This is a genomic window from Antarctobacter jejuensis (assembly GCF_052266595.1).
In the GTDB taxonomy this organism is placed as follows: domain Bacteria; phylum Pseudomonadota; class Alphaproteobacteria; order Rhodobacterales; family Rhodobacteraceae; genus Antarctobacter; species Antarctobacter jejuensis.
This window is the reverse complement of the sequence record NZ_JBQQXJ010000003.1, coordinates 245,223-266,604: the sequence shown is the minus strand read 5'-3', so window position 1 is coordinate 266,604 and position 21,382 is coordinate 245,223. Positions and strand designations below refer to the sequence as shown.

At 63.9% G+C, this 21,382-nt stretch carries 24 protein-coding genes; 18 read left to right on the top strand and 6 right to left on the bottom strand.

Annotation, left to right across the window (positions count from 1 at the left end):
• Positions 1-31 precede the first annotated feature (31 nt).
• Positions 32-967 (top strand): AEC family transporter, encoded by a 936-nt coding sequence (locus tag ACTXGA_RS06340; RefSeq protein WP_443392291.1) that lies wholly within the window; start codon positions 32-34, stop codon positions 965-967.
• A gap of 97 nt (positions 968-1,064) precedes the next feature.
• Positions 1,065-1,988, top strand: coding sequence for a DMT family transporter (locus ACTXGA_RS06335; RefSeq protein WP_443392290.1), 924 nt, complete (start codon positions 1,065-1,067; stop codon positions 1,986-1,988).
• Here the strand turns inward: ACTXGA_RS06335 and ACTXGA_RS06330 are convergent.
• From ACTXGA_RS06330 to nthA, 3 genes are read right to left on the bottom strand one after another with little or no spacing between them, the layout of a single operon-like run.
• The gene (locus tag ACTXGA_RS06330) at positions 1,985-2,308 is read right to left on the bottom strand and encodes a nitrile hydratase accessory protein (protein WP_443392289.1); all 324 of its coding nucleotides are present in this window, start codon (positions 2,306-2,308) and stop codon (positions 1,985-1,987) included. The two genes, ACTXGA_RS06335 and ACTXGA_RS06330, sit on opposite strands and share 4 nt — an antisense overlap.
• Positions 2,305-2,979: a nitrile hydratase subunit beta gene (nthB, locus tag ACTXGA_RS06325; protein ID WP_443392288.1), complete on the bottom strand. Its 675-nt coding sequence runs from the start codon at positions 2,977-2,979 to the stop codon at positions 2,305-2,307. The genes ACTXGA_RS06330 and nthB overlap by 4 nt, the downstream gene beginning before the upstream one ends.
• Positions 2,976-3,596 (bottom strand): nitrile hydratase subunit alpha, encoded by a 621-nt coding sequence (gene nthA, locus ACTXGA_RS06320; RefSeq protein ID WP_443392415.1) that lies wholly within the window; start codon positions 3,594-3,596, stop codon positions 2,976-2,978. Before nthA ends, nthB begins: the two co-directional genes overlap by 4 nt.
• Before the next feature lie 131 nt (positions 3,597-3,727).
• Here nthA and secG point away from each other — a divergent pair, with 131 nt between their 5' ends.
• Positions 3,728-4,108, top strand: coding sequence for a preprotein translocase subunit SecG (gene secG / locus ACTXGA_RS06315; RefSeq protein WP_443392287.1), 381 nt, complete (start codon positions 3,728-3,730; stop codon positions 4,106-4,108).
• Between the two features lie 73 nt (positions 4,109-4,181).
• Here the strand turns inward: secG and ACTXGA_RS06310 are convergent, their stop codons facing one another.
• Positions 4,182-4,559 (bottom strand): hypothetical protein, encoded by a 378-nt coding sequence (locus ACTXGA_RS06310; RefSeq protein WP_443392286.1) that lies wholly within the window; start codon positions 4,557-4,559, stop codon positions 4,182-4,184.
• 259 nt (positions 4,560-4,818) lie between these two features.
• On the opposite strand from ACTXGA_RS06310, the gene pyrG reads away from it, so the two are divergent.
• Entirely contained in the window at positions 4,819-6,462 is a 1,644-nt protein-coding gene (pyrG, locus tag ACTXGA_RS06305) for a CTP synthase (RefSeq protein ID WP_443392285.1), read from the top strand.
• Positions 6,463-6,560: 98 nt separating this feature from the next.
• On the opposite strand, the gene ACTXGA_RS06300 is transcribed toward pyrG, so the two are convergent.
• Positions 6,561-7,286 carry a hypothetical protein gene (locus ACTXGA_RS06300; protein ID WP_443392284.1) on the bottom strand — a complete coding sequence of 242 codons (726 nt, stop codon included), beginning with the start codon at positions 7,284-7,286 and terminating at the stop codon, positions 6,561-6,563.
• A 581-nt stretch (positions 7,287-7,867) separates the two neighbouring features.
• On the opposite strand from ACTXGA_RS06300, the gene rlmJ reads away from it, so the two are divergent.
• From rlmJ to ACTXGA_RS06275, 5 genes are all read left to right on the top strand, one after another.
• Positions 7,868-8,659, top strand: a complete 792-nt coding sequence (gene rlmJ, locus ACTXGA_RS06295) for a 23S rRNA (adenine(2030)-N(6))-methyltransferase RlmJ (RefSeq protein ID WP_443392283.1) — start codon at positions 7,868-7,870, stop codon at positions 8,657-8,659.
• Positions 8,660-8,710: 51 nt separating this feature from the next.
• Positions 8,711-9,154, top strand: a complete 444-nt coding sequence (locus ACTXGA_RS06290; RefSeq protein WP_443392282.1) for a tellurite resistance TerB family protein — start codon at positions 8,711-8,713, stop codon at positions 9,152-9,154.
• 38 nt (positions 9,155-9,192) lie between these two features.
• Positions 9,193-9,633, top strand: a complete 441-nt coding sequence (locus ACTXGA_RS06285; RefSeq protein WP_443392281.1) for a tellurite resistance TerB family protein — start codon at positions 9,193-9,195, stop codon at positions 9,631-9,633.
• Positions 9,630-10,355 carry a PhnD/SsuA/transferrin family substrate-binding protein gene (locus tag ACTXGA_RS06280; RefSeq protein ID WP_443392280.1) on the top strand — a complete coding sequence of 242 codons (726 nt, stop codon included), beginning with the start codon at positions 9,630-9,632 and terminating at the stop codon, positions 10,353-10,355. The genes ACTXGA_RS06285 and ACTXGA_RS06280 overlap by 4 nt, the downstream gene beginning before the upstream one ends.
• An 87-nt stretch (positions 10,356-10,442) precedes the next feature.
• Positions 10,443-11,228 (top strand): ABC transporter ATP-binding protein, encoded by a 786-nt coding sequence (locus ACTXGA_RS06275; protein ID WP_443392279.1) that lies wholly within the window; start codon positions 10,443-10,445, stop codon positions 11,226-11,228.
• Here ACTXGA_RS06275 and ACTXGA_RS06270 read toward each other — a convergent pair.
• Positions 11,193-11,777 (bottom strand): CBU_0592 family membrane protein, encoded by a 585-nt coding sequence (locus ACTXGA_RS06270; protein ID WP_443392278.1) that lies wholly within the window; start codon positions 11,775-11,777, stop codon positions 11,193-11,195. The genes ACTXGA_RS06275 and ACTXGA_RS06270 overlap by 36 nt on opposite strands.
• Between ACTXGA_RS06270 and ACTXGA_RS06265 the strand changes: the two genes are divergently transcribed.
• The 9 genes from ACTXGA_RS06265 to ACTXGA_RS06225 all read left to right on the top strand — a co-directional run bounded on the left by ACTXGA_RS06265 (position 11,755) and on the right by ACTXGA_RS06225 (position 21,345).
• Complete coding sequence (locus ACTXGA_RS06265; RefSeq protein ID WP_443392277.1) at positions 11,755-12,480, top strand: transporter substrate-binding domain-containing protein; 726 nt, start codon at positions 11,755-11,757, stop codon at positions 12,478-12,480. The two genes, ACTXGA_RS06270 and ACTXGA_RS06265, sit on opposite strands and share 23 nt — an antisense overlap.
• Positions 12,481-12,525: 45 nt before the next feature.
• Entirely contained in the window at positions 12,526-13,407 is an 882-nt protein-coding gene (locus ACTXGA_RS06260) for an ABC transporter permease (protein WP_443392276.1), read from the top strand.
• Entirely contained in the window at positions 13,404-14,210 is an 807-nt protein-coding gene (locus tag ACTXGA_RS06255) for an ABC transporter permease (RefSeq protein WP_443392275.1), read from the top strand. The genes ACTXGA_RS06260 and ACTXGA_RS06255 overlap by 4 nt, the downstream gene beginning before the upstream one ends.
• Before the next feature lie 148 nt (positions 14,211-14,358).
• Positions 14,359-14,778 carry an acyl-CoA thioesterase gene (locus ACTXGA_RS06250; protein WP_443392274.1) on the top strand — a complete coding sequence of 140 codons (420 nt, stop codon included), beginning with the start codon at positions 14,359-14,361 and terminating at the stop codon, positions 14,776-14,778.
• A gap of 140 nt (positions 14,779-14,918) precedes the next feature.
• Positions 14,919-16,265, top strand: coding sequence for a glutamine synthetase family protein (locus tag ACTXGA_RS06245; protein WP_443392273.1), 1,347 nt, complete (start codon positions 14,919-14,921; stop codon positions 16,263-16,265).
• Between the two features lie 53 nt (positions 16,266-16,318).
• Positions 16,319-17,017: a type 1 glutamine amidotransferase gene (locus ACTXGA_RS06240; RefSeq protein WP_443392272.1), complete on the top strand. Its 699-nt coding sequence runs from the start codon at positions 16,319-16,321 to the stop codon at positions 17,015-17,017.
• 18 nt (positions 17,018-17,035) lie between these two features.
• On the top strand, positions 17,036-18,409 hold the full coding sequence (locus tag ACTXGA_RS06235) for a glutamine synthetase family protein (protein WP_443392271.1): 1,374 nt from the start codon (positions 17,036-17,038) through the stop codon (positions 18,407-18,409).
• A 103-nt stretch (positions 18,410-18,512) separates the two neighbouring features.
• A complete protein-coding gene (locus ACTXGA_RS06230; protein WP_443392414.1) occupies positions 18,513-19,814 on the top strand; it encodes an NAD(P)/FAD-dependent oxidoreductase in 1,302 nt (433 codons plus the stop codon).
• Between the two features lie 325 nt (positions 19,815-20,139).
• A complete protein-coding gene (locus tag ACTXGA_RS06225) occupies positions 20,140-21,345 on the top strand; it encodes a DegT/DnrJ/EryC1/StrS family aminotransferase (RefSeq protein ID WP_443392270.1) in 1,206 nt (401 codons plus the stop codon).
• Positions 21,346-21,382: the final 37 nt, after the last annotated feature.

Sequence of the window (21,382 nt, the reverse complement as noted above, 5' to 3'; positions counted from 1 at the left end):
ACCGCCCCGATCCAAAACGGAAAGCCCATCGATGCAGGCGCTGATCGACGTCATCCTGCCGGTCTTTCTGGTGATCGGCGCGGGCTATCTGGCGGTCTGGCGCCGGGTCATCACCGACAGCACCGTCGACGGGCTGATGAGTTTCACCCAGAACATCGCCATCCCCTGCCTGCTGTTCCGCGCGCTCTGGACGCTGGATATCGGCGCCGGGTTTGACCCCTGGATCCTCGTCAGCTTCTACACCGGCTCGGCCAGCGGCTTTACCGCCGGGCTCTTGGGCGCACGATACCTCTTCAAACGCGACTGGGAGGATTCGGTTGCCATCGGCTTTTGCTGCCTCTTCGCCAATTCCGTCCTGATCGGCCTTGCCGTCACCGAACGCGCCTACGGCACCTCGGCGCTAGAGGCGAACTACCTGATCGTCGCGATGCATTCGCCCTTCTGCTATGGCCTCGGCATCACCGCGATGGAAATCGCCCGTGCCCGGTCGGCGGGCATCTCCAACCGCGCCCTGCCGGCCAAGGTCGCGCGCGCCATGTTCCGCAATGCGCTGGTGATCGGCATCGTGCTGGGCCTGACCGCCAACGTGACCGGCCTGACCCTGCCCACCGCCGCGACCGACGCGCTGGACCTGATCATTCGCACCGCCCTGCCCGCCGCCCTGTTTGGCATGGGCGGCGTGCTGTTCCGCTACCGCCCGCAGGGCGATGGCCGGGTGATCGCCTATATCTGCGCGGTCTCGCTGTTCCTGCACCCCTTCATCACATGGACGCTGGGCAAGGCCACCGGCCTCAGCACCGAGGCCTTCCGCTCCGCCGTCCTGACCGCCGCCATGGCGCCCGGCATCAACACCTATCTCTTTGCCAACATGTACGGCCGCGCCCGCCGCGTCGCCGCCTCCGGTGTGCTGATCTCGACCGCGCTGTCGGTGCTGACCGTCTGGATGTGGCTGTCGCTGCTGCCCTGAAACCGGCCGGACCTTCGCTGAGGCCGAAAGGTCGCTTTCGGACAAGACGCCCCGCCGCGCCGCCGCTTTGGTGCGCCCAGACCAACGCAGAGGCCCCATGACCCAGCCGCCAGAACGCACCACCCTCGGCATTCTCTTCATGCTGGCCTTCTGCGCCTTTGCGCCGGTGATGGACGCCTTTGCCAAGGCCACGCCAGAGGTGGTGCCAGTGCCGCAGATCCTCGCCTTCCGCTTTGGCATTCAGGTGGCGATCCTGCTGCCGCTGGCCCTGCTCATGGGCTACAGCCAGCGGGCCAGCCTGCGCGACATCGCCCTGCATGTCGGACGCGCCTTTGCCCTGCTGGCGGCCACGGGCTGCTTCTTTACCGCGTTGCGCTACATGCCCATCGCCGATGCGATCTCGATCTTCTTCGTGGAGCCCTTCGTGCTGATCCTGATGGGCGCACTGTTCCTTGGTGAGCCCGTGGGCTGGCGTCGCCTGACCGCCTGCGCGGTGGGCTTTGGCGGCGCGATGCTGGTGATCCGGCCCAGCTTTGCGGACCTCGGGCCGGTCGCCTTTCTGCCGCTTGGCACGGCGGCGCTGTTTTCCGTCTACATGCTGATGACGCGGGCGATGGCCCGCCGCTTGCACCCGCTGGTCCTGCAGGGGCACACGGCACTGGCCGCCACCCTACTGATTCTGCCGCCGCTGTTCTGGTATCAGGGCACCGGCAACGCGCTCTTCGATCCGGTCTGGCCAGAGGGGCGCGCGGTCTGGACATTGCTCGGCGTCGGCGTGGTGGCGACCATCTCGCACCTGTTCCTGACCTTTGCCCTGCGGCTGGCCCCGGCGGGCACGGTTGCGCCGTTGCAATACCTTGAAATCGTGGGCGCCACGGTGATCGGTTATCTGGCATTCGGCGATTTCCCGACACCGCTGACATGGGTCGGGATTGCGATCATCGTCGCCTCCGGCCTCTACGTCTTTGAACGGGAACGGCGGCTGGAATTGCGGGCCAAGATGCCCCCGCCGCCGCCCTAATGCCCCGTATCGCCCAGGCGTACCGGCGCACCGTGCGGCGTGGACAAATAGGCCGCTTCCCAGGCCCCTTTCAGAACCGCCAGATCCGCACCCCCGGCCAGCCCCTTCTCGGCGCAGATCCGTTCCAGCGCCGCGACCCAGGCGCGGAAATAATCATCCCCGCCGTCAAGCTCCCGCGCCTGCCCCTGTTCCGCCAGAACCGCGCCGAAACAGGTCGTCCACTCGGGCCATGAAAACGCCCCCTGCGCCTCCAGCGCCACGGCAAGGGCAAAGGCCTCGGCGTGCCACGGCGCCTCGAACACCGGCTGCGGCGTGCTCATGAGACAGGCTCCAGATAGCTTTCCCACAGGTCGCAGGTCACGGTATCGCCCGGCTTCTCCGCCTGCCCCCAGACCTCCGCCGCATCAAAGACGACCGTGTATAGCGGCTGCGGCTCCTCGCCCAAGCCATGCGCATTGGTGTCGGGAAAGACGTGACAGCCGTGTACCAATTCCACCCGCCCGGTCAGACCGGCGGCATAGCCCGGCAAGCGCGTATGCCCACCCGCCACCTGCAGGTTGCGCGCGGGCCGCCGCGTGCGCACCCGGTCCCCGATGGCAAATCGCGGCTGCGGCCCTTGTCGTGTGACCGGCGCACCCTGGGCCAGCCCCGGCGCAACGCGTGCGGCCTGCAACCGCCGCTCTGCCAGCGGCGATGGCACAGGCTCCGCCCCGGCCAGTTCATCGCGTGACACCACGCCCTGCGCCACCAACAACTCCGCCAGCCCCGCCAGCCATTTTTCATAGTAGGAAAACGCCATGTAATCGGCGGGCAACAGGCTCTCGCGGGCAAAACGTGACCGGTCCAGCGTCCATTGCCCCAAGGCCCCCGCCGCCAATGTCAGCGCCAGCGCCCGCGCGTGCCAGTCCTGTGCAAAAACCGGGGCGCCTTCGGCATCCGGTCTCACCGGCCCGTCGCCCAACCGCCCGCCCATGTCATGCACCCGGCTCATTGCGGCGGCTCCACAAGGGCGGTGCCGATCATCGCATCCCGGCTGACCAGCGCGGCCAATTCCGCCTCGCTCAATCCATCACTCGCCTGCGGGCGCATCGGCACCACCAGATACCGCACCTCGGCGGTCGAATCCCAGACGCGCACCCGCTGCCCCTCTGGCAGGGTCACGCCGAAATCGGCCAGCACCCGGCGCGGTTCCCGCACCGCCCGCGCGCGATAGGCGTCGGATTTGTACCAGCCCGGCGGAATTCCCAACAGCGGCCAAGGGTAACAAGAGCACAGGGTGCAGACGACCATGTTGTGCTGCTCCGGCGTGTTCTCCACCGCAACGATATGCTCCCCCTGCCGCCCGGTGAATCCCATCTCCGCCACCGCCGAGGTCGCATCCTCCAACAGCCGCGCCCGAAACCCCGCATCGGTCCAGGCCCGCGCCACAACCGCCGCGCCATTCTTCGGCCCGACCTTATGGGCATAGGTCTCGATGATCTCATCCAGTGCCGCCGGGTCGATCAGCCCCTTGCGCGTCAACAGGGTTTCCAGCGCCTTGACCCGCAGGGCAGGTTCCGGCGGCAACAGGCTGTGGGGCGGGGCGTCATCGGGATGATCATGGGGCATGGGCGAACAATGCCCGCCGTCGCCGATCAAGGCAAGAACGGCCTCCACCCACCACCCCCGGCTTTCCCTGCTTGCACCACGCGGGCGCATGACATACATGACCCCGAAACCAGACCAAAGGCGCAGGCCCCATGGAAAACGTCATCCTCATTGTCCATCTCTTTCTGGCGCTCGGCCTGATCGGCGTCGTGCTCCTGCAGCGCAGCGAAGGCGGCGGTCTCGGGATCGGCGGTGGCGGCGGCGCCATGAGCCAGCGCGCCCCCCTTACCGCACTGGGCAAGCTGACCTGGATCCTGGCCATTGCCTTCATCATCACGTCGATCTCGCTGACGGTGATCGCTGCGCGCAACGCATCGGGCAGCTCGATCCTCGACCGGCTCGGCACCTCGGCCCCGGCAGAATCGCCCACACCCGCACCGGGCCTTGGCGACCTGAACCCCGCCGACCTGCTGCCGCCGCCCTCGGCGGACGGCGCAGATGCCGACGCGCCGCTGGTGCCCAAAGCCGACTGATCCCGGCCGCCTGCAGGCAAGCCAAAAGGCGGCCCTCGTGGCCGCCTTCTCATTTCGTGGAACCGGACACCTCTCAGAAAAGGCCGTCTTCGCCCCAATGGAATCCCATGTCCTGATCCTCGTCGTCGCCGAACCGACGCACCGCCACATAGCGCCACTCCGGGTCCGAACTGACCGCCGTGCGGCCGGGATCGCCCTCGCTGGGGTTGCTCCATTCCGGCGTATGCGCCCCGCCACGGGCCTCGGCCACCGTCACCTCGGCGCCCAGCCCCGAGACATCGGAAAATCCGCCGTCCCCTGCCGCGCCGCCGCTGCGAAACTCGAAACCGTCGGCGCCTTCGGACACCGCCTGCACCAGCTCCCCGTCAGAGCGCAGCCCGGCCTCCCGGACCACCTCCTGCGCGGCAGCCCCGTCCTGATGCGACATGAAAATCGGGCTTTGACCAAACATGATAATCTCTCCTTGAAAATATCCCCCGCACCTTTGGGGGCCTCCTCAGACTGGCACAGACTTGGGCGGGACATCAGTCCGGAAAACCCGCCAAACCGCCCCCACTAGGGGTTGCATGACCCACGGGAACCCCCCGCATCATCTAGAGCTCGTATGGACAAACCGTCCCGAATCCTCTATTAGCGAACTCCCGTGATACCGCGTCCCAGCGACCGGAACTTGAAACGAAAAAACAGGCAAATTCACGGGGTTACACCACATGGCACGCTTTATCTTCATCACCGGTGGTGTGGTTTCTTCGCTGGGCAAGGGCCTTGCGTCCGCCGCTTTGGGCGCTCTCTTGCAGGCGCGCGGCTTTTCCGTCCGCCTGCGCAAGCTGGATCCCTACCTGAACGTCGACCCCGGCACCATGTCCCCGTTCGAGCATGGTGAGGTCTTTGTCACCGACGACGGCGCAGAGACGGATCTGGATCTCGGCCACTACGAACGCTTCACCGGCGTTGCCGCGCGGCAGACCGATTCCATCTCCTCGGGCCGCATCTACACCAACGTGCTGGAAAAAGAGCGCCGCGGCGACTACCTCGGCAAGACAATCCAGGTGATCCCGCACGTTACCAATGAAATCAAGGACTTCATCTCGATCGGAGAGGATGAGGTCGACTTCATGCTCTGTGAGATCGGCGGCACCGTCGGCGATATCGAGGGCCTGCCCTTTTTCGAGGCGATCCGCCAGTTTTCACAGGACAAGCCGCGCGGCCAGTGCATCTTCATGCACCTGACCCTGCTGCCCTACATCAAGGCCTCGGGCGAGTTGAAGACCAAGCCGACCCAGCACTCCGTCAAGGAATTGCGCTCCATCGGCCTTGCCCCCGACATCCTCGTCTGCCGCTCCGAAGGGCCGATCCCGCAGAAAGAGCGCGAAAAACTCGCCCTCTTCTGCAACGTGCGCCCCGATGCGGTGATTGCCGCGCAGGACCTGTCGTCGATCTACGACGCCCCGCTGGCCTACCACCGCGAAGGCATGGATCAGGCCGTGCTCGACGCCTTTCAGATCAGCCCCGCGCCCAAGCCCGACCTGACCAAGTGGGAAGACGTCTCCGACCGCATCCACAACCCCGAGGGGGACGTGACCGTCGCCATCGTCGGGAAATACGTCCAGCTTGAAGACGCCTACAAGAGCATCGCAGAGGCGCTGACCCACGGCGGCATGGCCAACCGGGTCAAGGTCAACGTGGAATGGGTGGACGCCGAAACCTTCGAGGGCGAAGACCCCACCCCCTACCTTGAGAAATTCGACGCCATCCTGGTGCCCGGCGGCTTTGGTGAGCGCGGCACAGAGGGCAAGATCAAGGCCGCGCAATTCGCCCGCGAACACAAGGTGCCCTACCTCGGCATCTGTCTGGGCATGCAGATGGCGGTGATCGAGGCGGCGCGCAACGTCGCCGGCGTGAAAAAGGCCGGGTCCGAGGAATTTGACCACGAGGCCGGGGAAAAGCGTTTCGAACCGGTGGTTTACCACCTCAAGGAATGGGTACAGGGCAACGAAAAGGTCAACCGCCGTCCCGATGACGCCAAGGGCGGCACCATGCGCCTTGGGGCCTATGACGCGGTGCTGAAAGAGGGATCCAAGGTCGCCAAGGTCTATGGCACGCTGGCCATCGACGAACGCCACCGCCACCGCTACGAGGTGGACATCGCCTACCGCAAACAGCTGGAAACCAGCGGGCTGGTCTTCTCTGGCATGTCGCCCGACGGCAAACTGCCCGAGATCGTGGAATGGCCCGACCACCCGTGGTTCATCGGCGTGCAATTCCACCCCGAACTGAAGTCAAAACCCTTTGACCCGCATCCGCTTTTCAGGGATTTTGTGCGGGCGGCGAAGGATGTGTCGAGGTTGGTGTGAGGAAGAACACACGTTCTTTCACAGAGTATCGGCAAGAATATTCGGGACAACTGCGCTGAGCAGTGCCGCAAAAAAGCTCATTCTAATATCCGCTTCGGTCAAAGAGAATGTGATATAGTCGAAATAATCATCTGTTCGCAGCCTTTTATGAACTCTTCGGCCAATGACCTAATCGTTGCGTCTACGGCGCCTTGGATCGGTCGATAAGGGGGCAAAACGTGCGGCGCAATAGCGCCAGAACGTGGAATCTTGTCGACGAAATGGAACTTCACTTCTCCTAATACCAACGCGATTCCACCGCCCATCGTTTGACACCACTTGAGACGGGGGTGCCCTTCATCAAAAAATGCCTTGTATCCTATGTCGGTAATCTGCGCATCAAAATGACCGATGCCTTCCTTATTACGAATAGTCACCAAAAGCTTCCTACACTTCAAAACCTCGTCGCCATAAATATAGACATTTCGCTTAAGCCAATCGGAAAGACTTACGCAGGCTTTAAGAGAGCCAACCATATTTGCACGGTTGGCAGCGTGTGGCTCTGTCCCTGATGGCACTTGCACGGAGATTAATGGGATCTCCTTAAACTTTTCTGGCACACTCAGAAGATTCGGCAATCTAACAGATTCCGAAATTCCAATTAACTTCAGATAAGAAACCTGCTTACCTTGAGTTACGGTGAACAAATACAAACTACCTGCGATTTTCTTTGCAGCATGCCAACGTTCACGATAGTTCGAAACGTCAATCTCATCGTAACGTTTGATGTAGCCTTTCAGGTCTCGCAGCTCTCCGAAAGCGGCTTGCGCCAGCCGGGTATCCATAGATGACAATCCTCCCAAAAATATTCTTCACAAAGTATCGCTACACCAAGGCCATTCCAGAACTCGATTACCACACATATTTGCGTTCTTTCTACATCCGCAAAATTCGAAGAGTTCGGCAAGAAGTAGGCTGCGTGCTCGCGCGCCCCATCCACGCCCAACGTCCCACCGACTGCGCCAGGACAAGCGCCCTCGTCGCATATGGCCTTGCCCAACGTCACAAGTGTTCTGTTGCAGATGAACTGGCAGCATGTGGTCTTTCTCCACGTCAGGGGCCGCACCCGTGGCACAAATCGTCCAAGGTAGGGTGCGCATTCATTGCGCACCACCAACGTTGCCCTTCAAACATACGGCGCGCTTGAATGCGCACCCTACGTCAATTCCCCATTCAATATCCGACCGAAAACACCCCCGTTTCCTAACAAGCCGTAAAATCGCCCCTGTAACCCCTTGAATCTACATTCCCCCTAAGCTGTCCACGCGTGGACACCCTCTCGCACCCTACCCTTATTCTCCTGCCCAAAGCCCTCCCGAACGCGGCTCCTCTTGCCTGCCCGCTCGAACAGCCTTACCCCCCTGACATGCTGTCCTATCAACACGCCTATCACGCCGGAAATCTGGCTGACGTCCACAAACACGCCGCACTGGCCTGGGTGCTGGACTACCTGACCCAAAAGCCCAAACCGCTGAGCTATATCGAAACCCACGCCGGGCGCGGGCTCTATGATCTGTCCGGCGCGGAGGCGGCCAAGACCGGCGAGGCCGCGCAGGGCATCGCCCGGGCCCGCGACTGGTTCGGCGCGGATCACCCCTACGCCCGCGCGCTGACCGCCGTGCAAGAGGCCCACGGCCCGCACGCCTATCCCGGCTCCCCCCTGATCGCCCAAAGCCTGCTGCGCCCCGAGGATCAGATCCATCTGGCCGAATTGCATCCGCAGGAGAACGCCGCCCTGCGCGCCGCCCTGCGCGCGCCCAACGTGACTATCTACCGGCAGGACGGCTTTGACCTCGCCCAAAGCCTCTGCCCGCCGGACCCGCGCCGGGGCCTGCTGCTGGTCGATCCCAGCTGGGAGGTGAAGACGGACTACACCGATGTGACCCGCTTCTTTGCCCAGATCGCCCGCAAATGGAACGTCGGCGTGCTGATGCTCTGGTACCCGCTGCTGACCGACGCGCCGCATGCGCCGATGCTGAAGGCGCTGCAGGATACATTCCCCGACGGCCTGCGGCACGAGGTCCGCTTTCCCCCCGCCCGCAAGGGCCACCGCATGATCGGCTCCGGCCTGTTCACCGTGAACCCGCCCTGGGGCATGGGTGACGCAGTTGCCACGCTGTCCGACCGTTTTGCATCGCTGACGCCCGGGCGGGCATAGCGGGCCGAAATTGCCTGTGCTACGCAGGGCAAAACAAATCGGGGGCAGGCCATGTTCGAGCGTCTGAAAGCCTTTTTCCATCACGGGCCAAAGCAGCCCGAGCCGCTGCCGGAGCCGGATGCCAAGCTGGCGCTTGGCACGCTTCTGGTGCGCGTGGCCCGGGCGGATAACACCTATCTGTTCGAGGAAATCAGCCAGATCGACCGCATTCTGGTCAAGGCCTTCGACCTGAACCCGGTCGAGGCCGCCAAGATGCGCGCCACCTGCGAAAAGCTGGCCAATACCATCACCGACAACGCCAAGATGGCGGCGCTGATCCGCGACAACGTGGACTATGCCCACCGGATCGAAACGGTGCAGGCCATGTGGCAGGTGGTCTGGGCCGATGGCATCACCGATGCGCGCGAGGCGGCGATGGTCGCGCTGATCGAGGAATGGCTGGGCGTCGAGGCGCATGACAACGAAGCCGCCCGCGCCGCCGCAGTGATCCCCTGAGGGTTTTCCCCGCCCATCCGAAGGCCTATATCGCCCTCATGTTTGCAGATTTCCTCAAGCGCCTGACGGCGACAGAGCCCGCCCCCCTGCCCGACGCCGACGCCCGGCTGGCGCTGACCGCCCTCTTGGTGCGGGTCGCGCGGTCTGACGGCACGTTCGACGATGTCGAGCGCGCCCGGATCGACCGGATCCTGACGGCACGCTACGGCCTATCGCCTTTCGAGGCGGTCAAATTGCGCAGCGACGGCGAGGCGCTGGAAGCAGAGGCCCCCGATACCGTCCGCTTTACCCGCGCGATCAAGGATGCCGTTCCTTACGAAGACCGTATTGGCGTGATCGAGGCGCTGTGGCAGGTGGTTCTGGCCGACGGCGTGCGCGAAGCCGAAGAGGACGCCCTGCTGCGGTTGGTGTCCAACCTGTTGGGTGTGAATGACCGTGACAGCGCGCTGGCGCGGCAAAGGGTTTCCAAAGACACATGACTGCAAGCCTTCCCATGTACTGGTGGCCGGAGAATGCTTCGGCCTGGACGCGTTTCTGGGCCGATCTGCGTGCCCGCCTGCCGCACCTGCCGCCTGTCACCCCGCCCGAGGCCCTGCCTGCCGATTGGTACGCGCATTGGGGTTCACCGGATCTGAAGCTGTCCCATGTCTGCGGCCTGCCCTTTGCCACCGCTTTCATCAACCGGGTGAGCTATGTCGCCTCCATCGACTTTGACCTGCCCGACACGCCGCCGGGCTGGTATCACTCCGTCATCGTGACCCGGCCGGGAGAGACGCGTCCGCCAGAGGCGCTGAGGCTGGCCTTCAATTCCCGCGACAGCCAGTCCGGGTTCGGCAGCACACGTGGGCAAGCCTTTGCCGGATACATCGAAACCGGGTCGCACCGAGGGTCCGCCGCGGCCGTGGCCGAAGGCCGCGCAGATGTCGCCTATATCGACGCGGTGACATGGCGGATCATGCACCTGGCGCATCCCGGGGTGGCCACAGCGCTGCATGAGTTTGGCCGGACCGATCCGACGCCGGCTCTGGCCCTGATCGCTGCGCAGGGGACAGACCCGGCCCCGCTGCGCACCGCCTTTGCCGCCGCGCTGGATGCACTGGACACCGAAGACCGCCGCCAGATGGGCGGCCCTGTCGGGTTGGCGGTCGTGGATCTGAGAGATTACCGCAGTCTGCCCATCCCCGCGCCGACCCCGGCCTGACCACGGGTCATCGGGGCTGTTTTTGCGCCCGCCCCCTTGCCAAGCGGGGCCGTTTCCGCGTTGATACCCGCCAGTCCGAAAGTCTGAATGAGCCTCACCTTGTCCGAAGCGCCCGTCATCGAGATCCGCAACCTGCACAAGGCCTATGGGTCTCTGGAGGTGCTCAAGGGCGTGGATGTCACCGCGCAAAAAGGCAGCGTGATTTCCCTGATCGGCTCTTCCGGCTCGGGTAAATCGACGCTGCTGCGCTGCTGCAACCTGCTCGAAGACAGCCAGCAGGGCGAGATCCTGTTCAAGGGCGAACCGCTCAAATGGAAGGGCCAGGGCCACAACAGGCGCCCCGCCGACCCCAAGCAGGTGCTGCGCATCCGCACGAACCTGTCGATGGTGTTTCAGCAGTTCAATCTGTGGGCGCACATGACGATCCTGCAAAACGTCATGGAGGCGCCCGTGACCGTGCTGGGCCGCGACCGGGCGCAGGTCGAACAGGCCGCGCGCGGCTATCTGGACAAGGTCGGCATCGGGGACAAGTGCGACGTCTACCCGGCACAGCTGTCAGGCGGCCAGCAGCAGCGCGCCGCCATCGCCCGCGCCCTCTGCATGGAACCGGAGGCGCTGTTGTTCGACGAACCGACCAGCGCGCTGGACCCTGAACTGGAACAGGAAGTCGTCAAGGTGATCAAGGCGCTGGCCGAGGAAGGCCGGACCATGCTAATCGTCACCCATGACATGAAAATGGCCTCTGACGTGAGCGATCACGTCATCTTTCTGCATCAGGGGCTGATCGAGGAACAGGGCCCACCAGAAACCCTGTTCGGCGCGCCGAAGTCCGAACGGCTACAGGGCTTTCTCCGGTCCACCGTCCACGCCTGAAGGCGTTTTGGCCGGGCGGTGCGGGCGCAGGTGGCGCGTAATCCCGATCAGAGACACCAGCACAAAGAACCCCTGAACAATCGCTGCGGCCATGTTGAACTGGGTCATCAGACTGACCATGACCAGCGACGCCCCGGTCAACTGAAGCAGGTAATACAGGGGACTGCGGCTTGTCAGGCGATCCATTGCAAGCATGAGATAGTTGCAGATGTAAGTCGCGGCCCCTGCCAGCCCGGCAATCTCCGTGCCGTGATCAACAATCATTTCCGGAAATCCCGTCACAATACACCCCAGAGAAATCATAAAAGCCCGAAAAAACTTGGTCCTCTGTGCACCGTAGGCGCGCGCCCGCCGGGCCGAAATGGTGCAAAACCTTACCCTGAGTTGTGTCCATCGCCATTTGTTGCCGCTTTCCACGCCCCGCCGTAGCGTCAACACCTCGCTGGCCCTTGCCTCTGGACTGATTTTCGCAGACTTTTCCCGGCAGGCGCGAAAGCGCAAAGAAAAACCGATCAGGGAGTCACAAATGAAAAAGATGATGCTTGCCACCGTGGCACTGGCGATGCTGGCCGGTCCGGCGCTTGCAGGAAGCCATTCGGTCGTGCGCATGGGCACCGAAGGCGCCTATCCTCCGTACAACTATCTTGACGACAACGGCCAGGTTGCCGGCTTCGAACGGGATCTGGGCGACGAGCTGTGCAAACGCGCCGAACTGACCTGCGAATGGGTCACGAACGAGTGGGATTCCATCATCCCGAACCTCGTGTCGGGCAACTACGACACCATCATCGCAGGCATGTCGATCACCGACGAACGCGACGAGGTCATCGACTTTACCCAGAACTACACGCAGCCGGATCCCTCGGCCTTCCTCGCCATGAACGGCACCGAACTGGACATGGAAGGCGGCGTTTTTGCTGCGCAGGCGGGCACCATTCAGGCCTCCTACATCGCCGAAATGGGCGCAACCCTGCTGGAATTCGCGACCCCCGACGAAACCATCGCCGCCGTGCGCAATGGTGAGGTCGACGCGGTTCTGGCGGACAAGGCCTTCCTTTCGCCAATCGCCGAAGAGGATGCCGAACTGGAGTTTGTCGGCGATGACATCCTGATCGGCGGCGGCATCGGCATGGGCCTGCGCGAAAGCGATGGCGAGCTGCGTGCAAAATTCGACGCGGCGATCCAGTCCATGAAGGATGATGGCACGCTGAACGCCTTGATCGAGAAATGGGAGGTCGGCGAGACCTTCTGATAAATCGGTGGGGCGGGGTAGATCCCCGCCCTCCCCCTGTCCGCGATGTTCGGTTTCTGCACAGACCCTGATACGCTCTCCGATCTCAGCTGGATGGCCTGCTACCTGACCACGGGCAAGCATATGGCGATCTACTGGTCGGTGGGCACCGTCCTTTTGCTGCTGGCGATCACGGCCCCCGTGGCGCTGGCTTTTGGCTTTGCCGGGGCCTCTGCCGCGCGCTCGACCTTTCTGCCGGTCAGCCTGCTGGGCCGGACCTATATCGCCATCGTGCGCGGTGTGCCGGACATCGCCTTTTTCCTGTTCTTCGTGATCGCGCTGGACCAGTTCTTTGAATGGATCCGGCATGAGGTGAAATGCCCCGACTGGGATCAGCCGATCCGACAGGGCAATGATTTCGTGGTCTGCGCCGAGGCCAAGCTGCCCTTGGGCAACGCGGCACAGTGGGTGCACGAAACCTACGGCTTTTTTCTGGCCGTGCTGACCTTTGCCATCGTCTTTGGAGCCTTTGCCGCCAACGTGCTTTTCGGGGCAATGCGCGCCGTGCCACGTGCTCAGATGGAGACGGCAGAGGCCTATGGCATGACACAGCGCCAGTGTTTCTGGCGCATCCTCGTGCCGCAGATGTGGGTCTATGCCCTGCCCGGCCTGTCGAACCTGTGGATGGTCCTGATCAAGGCGACGCCGCTGCTGTTCCTGCTGGGGGTCGAGGATATCGTCTATTGGGCGCGCGAATTGGGCGGGTCCAAGACCGCGCGCTTTACCGACTACCCGCATGGCGACTGGCGCATGTGGTACTTCCTTGCGCTGCTGGTGTTCTACCTTGCCTTCACACGCGTGTCCGAACTGGTCCTTGACCGGATCATGAAACGGCTGACCCACGGGCAGGCCACCACCGGCGGCGAAGCGCAGAGGAAGGCGGCATGAGTTGCTGGGAGACCATCGGCCTCTACGCGCTGCGCTCCATCGGGATCGGTGAGCGGCTGCTGCCGCGCGAGGATTTCACGCTGTGCCAGCAATTCACCCTGATCGGCTCGGGGATGATCTGGAACGTCTACTTCGGGCTGATCGCCCTGTTGACCGGCTTTTTTCTGGCGACCGCCGTGGCGATGGGCAAGGCCTCGGCCAACCCGCTGACGCGCAAGCCGTCGGAGTGGTTCATCTTTGTCTTTCGGGGCAGCCCGCTCTTTATCCAGTTCTTCTTTGCCTATTTCGCCTTTCTGAGCCTCAAGCAACTCTCCCCCGCCTTCGATGCCTTCAGCTCGGCCTGGCTGGGCGCGGCGATCGTGCTGTTTCTGAACACCGCCGCCTATTCGGGCGAGATTTTCTACGGCGCGCTGCAGTCGATCCCGAAGGGGGACATGGAGGCGGCGGATGCCTACGGGTTTTCGGGCTGGAAGAAGTTCCGCAAGATCACCTGGCCGACGATGCTCCGGCTGGCGTGGCCGGCCTATACCAACGAGGCGATCTTTCTGTTCCATGCCACCACGCTGGTATTTCTGTCAGGCTTTCCGGCCCGGCAGCAGAAAGGTGACGCCCTCTATTACGCGAATTATTTCGCCGACAAGACATTCAACCCTTTCGTGCCCTACCCGATCCTGGCGGGGTATTTCATCCTTGTGACGCTGGTGGTCATCACAGGATTCGGGCTGATGAACCGGCGGCTGAACCGGCACCTGCCGCAGGATGTTCGGGGGCGGATCAGGTTGCGGATGAAGCTGCTGCGCTGAGGGGTGTCCACGCGTGGACAGCTTAGGGGGAATGCAGGATCAATGGGTTACAAGGGCGATTTAACCCGCTGTTAGGAAACCTCGGCGTTTTGCGACCGCCCGACAAGGCCGCCGCCGCATGTGTTGACCACCTCGGAAGGAGCCTGAAATGCCTGCCATGACCACCTATCGCGCCATCGTGGACCCGTCGCATTGCGACTTTCTGGGGCACATGAATGTCTCGCGCTACTTCGCGGCCTGCTCGGATGCGGTCATGGCCTTGCAGGCGGAACTGGGCCTGACCTCCGAGGACGTCCGCAGCGGGCGGCAGTTGTCCTTTGCGGTGGTCCATGCGGACAGCGATTTCCGCGCGGAACTGCGCGCGGGCGACGTGCTGCGGATGGAGTCCGAGGTGGTGGAGATCGGAACCAAGACGATGACCTTTCGGCACCGGCTGTACCGATGCCCGGATGAGACGCTGTCCTTTGAGACCACCTTCAAGGGGGTGCTGCTGTCGCTGGAGACGCGGCGCGCGGTGGAAGTGCCGCAGGACGTGCGGACACGGGCCGAGGCATTCATGGCGGAATGACCGGACGGCGCATCGCACTGTAGCTGCGCAGAAAATGCGCACCCTTTTCCACCGCGACGGCCCTGTCCCTACGCGCCCCCTTGCCGGATCGACCCGGCTGGCATATGAATTTGATCAAATTTCAAACACACGAGTCTCAAATGACCGCCCCCAGCGCCGACTGGCTGCACGACCGCCCGCAAATCCGCACCATCCGAGCCGCCGCCTGTGACGTGAATGGCGTCGCCCGTGGCAAGCGGATGCCCATCCCCAGCGCCATCAAGATGCTCAAGGACGGCACCCGTTTCCCCTTTTCGGCGCTGAACGTCGATATCTGGGGAGAGGATATCGCCGACAGCCCGCTGGTATTCGATTCAGGCGACCGCGACGCGATCCTGTTCCCGACAGAGCGCGGCTTTGTCCCGATGCCCTGGCTGGAAGCCCCCAGCGCGCTGATCCCGATCTGGATGTTCCACGAGGATGGCCGCCCCTACGAGGGCGACCCGCGCCATGCGCTGGCCTTTGTGCAGAAACGCTTTGCCGAAAAGGGGCTGACGCCCGTGGTGGCGGTGGAGTTGGAATTCTACCTGATCGACGACAGCCGCCGCCAGCTGCAGGTGCCGATCAGCCCCCGGTCGGGCAAGCGGCGCGATGCGGCAGAGGTGCTGTCGATCCGGGCGCTGGACGCCTTCGACACCTTCTTTACCGACCTCTACGAAGCCTGCGAGGTGATGGACATCCCCGCCGATACGCTGATTTCGGAGGCGGGGATCGGCCAGTTCGAGGTCAACCTGATGCACCAGCCCGATCCGCTGAAGGCGGCGGACGATGCATGGCTGTTCAAGATGCTGGTCAAGGGACTGGCACGGAAACACGGCTTTGCCGCCAGTTTCATGGCCAAGCCCTATGAGGATTATTCCGGCAACGGGATGCATGCGCATTTCTCCGTTCTGGACAAGGACGGCACCAACATCTTTGACAATGGCGGCCCGGAAGGGACGGACGCCCTGCGCCATGCCATTGCCGGATGCCTTGCGGCGCTGTCGGACAGCACGCTGATCTATGCGCCGCATCTGAACAGCTTTGAACGGCTGGTGCCGGATGCGCACGCGCCCTCTGCGATCTGCTGGGCCTATGACAACCGCACGGCGGCGGTGCGGGTGCCTTCGGGCGCGCCTGCCGCGCGGCGGATCGAACACCGGGTCGCGGGCGGGGATGTGAACCCCTACCTTGCGCTGGCGGCGATCCTTGGCGCGGCGCTGATGGGTCTGGAAGATGGTCTGGAACCGCCCGCGCAGATCACCGGCAACGCCTATGATCAGGACCTGCCGCAGATGCCCGGCGATTGGGGCAGCGCGATCGACGCCTTTGCCGACAGCCCCGTGATGGCGCGCATCTTTCCGCAGGAATTGATCCGCAACTTTGTCCTGACCAAGCGGCAGGAATTGCGCGACATGGACGATCTGGACAAGCATGAGCAAATGGAACTGTATCTGGATACGGTGTGATCTTGCAGGGGGTTGGGCCAGCGCCTAGCTTTTGTTCAGACAATGGGTGTGTGATGAAAATCGGCATTTTGCAGACCGGCATCGTGGTGCCTGAACTGGCCGAAACCTATGGCCAGTACCCGGATATGTTCATCGACAGGCTGGCGGCCGCGGGGTTCGAGTTTCAGACCTTTGCCGTGGTGAACGGAGAGTTTCCCTCTGGCCCCGAGGCCGCTGACGGCTGGCTGATCACCGGCTCACGTCACGGGGTCTATGAGGATCATGACTGGCTGCCGCCGCTGGAAGAGCTGGTGCGGCAGATCCATGCCTCAGAGCGGCCCCTGGTGGGGATCTGTTTTGGCCATCAGGTCATTGCGCAGGCGCTGGGAGGCCGGGTGGCGAAATTCGACGGCGGATGGTCCATCGGGCCGCAGGTCTATGACTTTGACGGGCGCGGGCCGAAGACGGTGATCGCCTGGCATCAGGATCAGGTGCTGGAGCCGCCCACGGGGGCCGAGACCGTCGCCCACAGCGATTTCTGCGCCCATGCGGCGCTGCTGTATCCCGGCCACGCCTATACGGTGCAGCCGCACCCGGAATTTGCCCCCGATTTCACCGGTGGGCTGATCGACAAGCGCGGCCCCGGCGTGGTGCCCGACCCGCTGTTGCAGGCGGCCAAGGCCGATCTGGACCGGCCGCTGGACAGCCCCGAGATGATCGACGACCTGATTTATTTCCTGAAACACAAGCGGTTGCCGGAGCGCGCCGCCTGAAACACAAAGGACATCCCCGTGGACCAGAGCGCCCAGACTGACTGGACCGACACCCTGCCCGAATCGGCGCGCGCCTTCCTGGAGGGGCGGCGGCTGGACGAGGTGGAATGCATCATCTCTGACCTGCCGGGGATTGCGCGGGGCAAGGCGGTGCCGGCGTCGAAATTCGCGCGGCAGGGCTATTTCCACCTGCCGGATTCGATCTTTTACCAGACCATCACCGGCGACTGGGGAGAGGCCGCGGGCGACGACGGGTTCATCGAGCGTGACATGGTGCTGCGCCCGGACATGACCACCGCCACGGCGGCCCCCTGGACCGGGGACTGGACGCTGCAGGTGATCCACGACGCCTTTGACCGGCATGGGGTGCCGGTGCCCTGCAGCCCGCGCAACGTGCTGAAACAGGTTGTGGCGCTGTACGAGGCGCAGGGCTGGAAGCCGGTGGTGGCGCCGGAGATGGAATTTTTTCTGGTGGCGCGCAACATCGACCCTGCCAAGGACATCCAGCCGATGATGGGCCGGTCAGGACGGCCCGCCGCCGCGCGGCAGGCCTATTCCATGACGGCGGTGGATGAATTCGGTCCGGTGATCGACGACATCTATGATTTCGCCGAGGCGCAGGGGTTCGAGATCGACGGCATCACGCAGGAGGGCGGCGCCGGGCAGCTGGAGATCAACCTGCGGCATGGCCATCCGGTCAAGCTGGCCGATGAGGTGTTCTACTTCAAACGGCTGATCCGCGAGGCGGCGCTGCGGCATGACTGTTTCGCGACCTTCATGGCAAAACCGATCGCGGATGAGCCGGGAAGCGCGATGCATATCCACCATTCGGTTCTGGATCTGGAAACCGGGCAGAACCTGTTTTCCGGCCCGCAGGGCGGCGAGACGGATGCGTTTTTCCACTTCATCGGCGGGTTGCAGACGCATCTGCCCTCGGCCATCGCGGTGCTGGCGCCCTATGTGAACAGCTATCGCCGCTACGTGAAGGATCACGCGGCGCCGATCAACCTTGAATGGGGGCGCGACAACCGCACCACCGGCATTCGCATCCCGCTGTCGGGACCGGAGGCGCGGCGGGTGGAAAACCGGCTGGCGGGGATGGATTGCAACCCCTACCTCGGCATCGCGGCCTCGCTGGCCTGCGGTTACCTGGGGATGATGGAAGAGCGCTGGCCGTCGAAGCAGTTCAAGGGCGACGCCTATGAGGGCGACGGGGACATTCCCCGCGTGTTGGGGCAGGCGCTGGACCTGTTCGACGAGGCGAAGGCGCTGCACGGGGTCCTGGGGCCGGAATTCGCGCGGGTCTATTCCATCGTGAAGCGCACCGAATACGAGGAATTCCTGCAGGTGATCTCTCCCTGGGAGCGCGAACACCTGCTGTTGAACGTCTGATCCGGCGGAGCGCGCTGACGCGCGCGCAGGGTTTGTGCGTTTGGGGGCGCTGCCCCCAATCCCCCGAGGGTATTTGCAGCCCGAAGAAACGATGAGGTGGGCCTTGGATCTGCTGTTTTCGAATGACCGGCGCGGGGAATATCCGGACAGCTGGTATGCGGCAGTTACGCCGCCGCTGGCGCCGTTTCCGGTGCTGATGGGCACGGTCAAGGCGGATGTCTGCGTGGTGGGCGGCGGCTATACCGGGTTGTCGGCGGCGTTGCATCTGGCGGAAGCCGGCCTGTCGGTGGTGCTGGTCGAGGCGCATCGCGTGGGCTTTGGCGCCTCTGGCCGGAACGGTGGGCAGTTGGGATCCGGGCAGCGACAGGACCAGTTGACGCTGGAAAAGATGCTGGGGCGCGAAGACGCGCGGCGGATGTGGGATCTGGGCGAAGAGGCCAAGGCGCTGGTGCGCGGGCTGATCGCGCGGCACGGGATCGACTGCGACCTGCGCGAGGGCATCGCCTGGGCCGGATCCTCGGCGGGATCGGTGCGTGATCTGCACGGCTATGCCGACCATATGGCGCGGCATTATGATTACCCGCTGGAGGTGATGGAGGCGCAGCGGTTTGCGCAACTTTGTCCATCGCCCACCTATCGCGGCGGGGTTGTCGACCGTGGTGCGGCGCATCTGAACCCGCTGAAGCTGTCCCTTGGGCTGGCACGGGCGGCGGCGGGGGCCGGGGCGCAGATCTATGAGCGCAGCCTTGTGCACCATATCGAACCGGGCAAGCGCGTGGTGGTGCAGACCGAAGCCGGACGGGTGGAGGCCGATCACCTGATCCTTGGCTGCAATGGTTATTTGCGCGGGCTAAACCGGACAGTGGCCGCGCGGGTCATGCCGATCAACAACTTTGTCGTGGCGACAGAGCCGCTGGGAGACCGCGCCGCCGAGGTACTGACCGAGGACGTGGCGGTGGCGGATGACCGGTTTGTCGTGAACTACTTTCGCCTGTCCCCGGACAAGCGCCTGCTGTTCGGGGGCGGCGAGAGTTATGGTTATCGTTTTCCGCAGGACATTCGCGCAGTGGTCCGCAAACCCCTGCTGGAGATCTTTCCGGGGCTGAAGGACGTGGCGCTGGAGCACGCCTGGGGCGGGACGCTGGCAATCACCATGAAACGCCTGCCGCATTTGGCGCGGGTCGCGCCGAATATCCTGAGCGCCTCGGGGTATTCCGGCCACGGGGTCGGCAACGCGGTGCAGGCCGGGATGCTGATGGCCGAGGCGGTGCGCGGCACCTCGGCGGGGTTCGAAGCCTATGCCGCCCTGCCCTGCCCGGCCTTTCCCGGCGGTTCTGCGCTGCGCTCTCCCCTGCTGGTTCTGGCGATGAGCTGGTTTGCCATGCGCGACCGGCTGGGGATCTGACCGGGCTTTTTCACACTTCCGGACTCACCAAGGAACAAGCGCCGCCTGTTCTGCGCAGCCCTCCATCGCGGATTGATGCCTGAGGCACGCACGCGCCACCTGCAAGGACAAGCCGCGCTGTCGCGCGGTGCGTGCCGCATCCCTGCAGGCGGCCCGCGCGCACCTCTATTTCGGCATCAGCGATGGACGGCTCCGAAGAACAGGCTTTGGCCCAGGGATCTGCGGCGGGATCGTGCCAAAGGGGCGCGCGGGTCGCTTTGGGGCTTTTCCGCCCGGCGCATTTGTTTTACCTTTTTGAAAACATCAGTTCAGGATTTCGAAAACCATGCTTCCGAACATGCACGACGCCGAACCGATCCCCGCCGAGGCCCGGGCCGAGATCGACCGCCTTTTGCAGTCCGGCGATCTGTTCCGCTACACCGCCCCCCAGGACGCGCCGGTGGCGCTGTTGGAACGGGAATTCGCCGCCTTCATGGGCGCGAAATATGCGCTGGCGGTGTCAAGCTGTTCCGCAGCCCTGTTCCTGTCGCTGGAGGCGCTGGCGCTGCCGCGCGGCGCGCGGGTGATGATCCCCGGTTTCACCTTTGCGGCGGTGCCCTCGTCCATCGTGCATGCCGGGCTGGTGCCGGTGCTCTGCGAGGTGGGTGAGGATTACCGCATCGACATCAAGGACTTTGCCGCCCGTCTGCCGGATGTGCAGGCGGTCATCGTCAGCCATATGCGCGGCCATACCTCTGACATGGATGCAATCCTTGCGCTTTGTACCGAGGCGGATGTGCCGGTGATCGAGGATGCGGCGCATTCGCTGGGCACCACGTGGCATGGGCGCAAGATCGGCACATTGGGCCGGATCGGCTGTTTCAGCTTCCAGAGTTACAAGCTGGTGAATGCGGGCGAAGGCGGCATTCTGATCACCGACGATGCCGATCTGGTGGCCCGCGCCGTGATCCTGTCGGGGGCCTATGAACACGCCTGGCAAAAGCACCTGTCGGCGGAGGCGGACAGCGCCGAGCTGGAAGCGGCTTTTGCCCGCTGGCAGAACAAGCTGCCGCTCTACAATCTGCGCATGTCGAACCTGTCGGCGGCGGTGATCCGTCCGCAGATCGCCCATATCGACCGCCGTGTCGCGGACGGGCGGCGCAACCATGAACACGTGGCGGCGCAGATCGACCGCAGCCCCTGGATCAGCGTGCCGGCCAAGCTGTCGCCTGAGCAACGCGCGCCGGATTCGCTGCAGTTCAACCTGACCGGCATGACGGATGATGAGGTACAGGCCTTTGCCGAGGCCGCCGCCGCGCTGGGGGTCAAGGTGCAGGTCTTTGGCCAGAGCCGCGACAACGCCCGCGCCTATTGGAACTGGCAGTTCCTGCCGGAGATGCCAGAGCTGCCGCGCACCCGCGCCATGCTGATGCGGGCCTGCGACACGCGCCTGCCCGCCCGCCTGACACTCACGGATTGCGATGCCGTGGCGGCCGCGCTGATTTCAGCGGCGGAACAGGTCAAAGCGCCGCTGAAGGCCTATGGCACCTGACAGGACGTGAAAAAACCGGCCCTCTTGCGGGGGCCGG

What these genes read in the sequence shown, in the direction of transcription:
- ACTXGA_RS06300 (WP_443392284.1), bottom strand. Translation starts at nt 7,286, where the DNA reads ATGGATACCCGGCTGGCGCAAGCCGCTTTCGGAGAGCTGCGAGACCTG.
- ACTXGA_RS06335 (WP_443392290.1), top strand. Translation starts at nt 1,065, where the DNA reads ATGACCCAGCCGCCAGAACGCACCACCCTCGGCATTCTCTTCATGCTG.
- ACTXGA_RS06310 (WP_443392286.1), bottom strand. Translation starts at nt 4,559, where the DNA reads ATGTTTGGTCAAAGCCCGATTTTCATGTCGCATCAGGACGGGGCTGCC.
- ACTXGA_RS06240 (WP_443392272.1), top strand. Translation starts at nt 16,319, where the DNA reads ATGAAAATCGGCATTTTGCAGACCGGCATCGTGGTGCCTGAACTGGCC.
- ACTXGA_RS06260 (WP_443392276.1), top strand. Translation starts at nt 12,526, where the DNA reads ATGTTCGGTTTCTGCACAGACCCTGATACGCTCTCCGATCTCAGCTGG.
- ACTXGA_RS06275 (WP_443392279.1), top strand. Translation starts at nt 10,443, where the DNA reads ATGAGCCTCACCTTGTCCGAAGCGCCCGTCATCGAGATCCGCAACCTG.
- pyrG (WP_443392285.1), top strand. Translation starts at nt 4,819, where the DNA reads ATGGCACGCTTTATCTTCATCACCGGTGGTGTGGTTTCTTCGCTGGGC.
- nthA (WP_443392415.1), bottom strand. Translation starts at nt 3,596, where the DNA reads ATGCCCCATGATCATCCCGATGACGCCCCGCCCCACAGCCTGTTGCCG.
- ACTXGA_RS06265 (WP_443392277.1), top strand. Translation starts at nt 11,755, where the DNA reads ATGAAAAAGATGATGCTTGCCACCGTGGCACTGGCGATGCTGGCCGGT.
- secG (WP_443392287.1), top strand. Translation starts at nt 3,728, where the DNA reads ATGGAAAACGTCATCCTCATTGTCCATCTCTTTCTGGCGCTCGGCCTG.
- ACTXGA_RS06285 (WP_443392281.1), top strand. Translation starts at nt 9,193, where the DNA reads ATGTTTGCAGATTTCCTCAAGCGCCTGACGGCGACAGAGCCCGCCCCC.
- ACTXGA_RS06255 (WP_443392275.1), top strand. Translation starts at nt 13,404, where the DNA reads ATGAGTTGCTGGGAGACCATCGGCCTCTACGCGCTGCGCTCCATCGGG.
- ACTXGA_RS06340 (WP_443392291.1), top strand. Translation starts at nt 32, where the DNA reads ATGCAGGCGCTGATCGACGTCATCCTGCCGGTCTTTCTGGTGATCGGC.
- ACTXGA_RS06245 (WP_443392273.1), top strand. Translation starts at nt 14,919, where the DNA reads ATGACCGCCCCCAGCGCCGACTGGCTGCACGACCGCCCGCAAATCCGC.
- ACTXGA_RS06280 (WP_443392280.1), top strand. Translation starts at nt 9,630, where the DNA reads ATGACTGCAAGCCTTCCCATGTACTGGTGGCCGGAGAATGCTTCGGCC.
- ACTXGA_RS06330 (WP_443392289.1), bottom strand. Translation starts at nt 2,308, where the DNA reads ATGAGCACGCCGCAGCCGGTGTTCGAGGCGCCGTGGCACGCCGAGGCC.
- ACTXGA_RS06290 (WP_443392282.1), top strand. Translation starts at nt 8,711, where the DNA reads ATGTTCGAGCGTCTGAAAGCCTTTTTCCATCACGGGCCAAAGCAGCCC.
- rlmJ (WP_443392283.1), top strand. Translation starts at nt 7,868, where the DNA reads ATGCTGTCCTATCAACACGCCTATCACGCCGGAAATCTGGCTGACGTC.
- nthB (WP_443392288.1), bottom strand. Translation starts at nt 2,979, where the DNA reads ATGAGCCGGGTGCATGACATGGGCGGGCGGTTGGGCGACGGGCCGGTG.
- ACTXGA_RS06225 (WP_443392270.1), top strand. Translation starts at nt 20,140, where the DNA reads ATGCTTCCGAACATGCACGACGCCGAACCGATCCCCGCCGAGGCCCGG.
- ACTXGA_RS06250 (WP_443392274.1), top strand. Translation starts at nt 14,359, where the DNA reads ATGCCTGCCATGACCACCTATCGCGCCATCGTGGACCCGTCGCATTGC.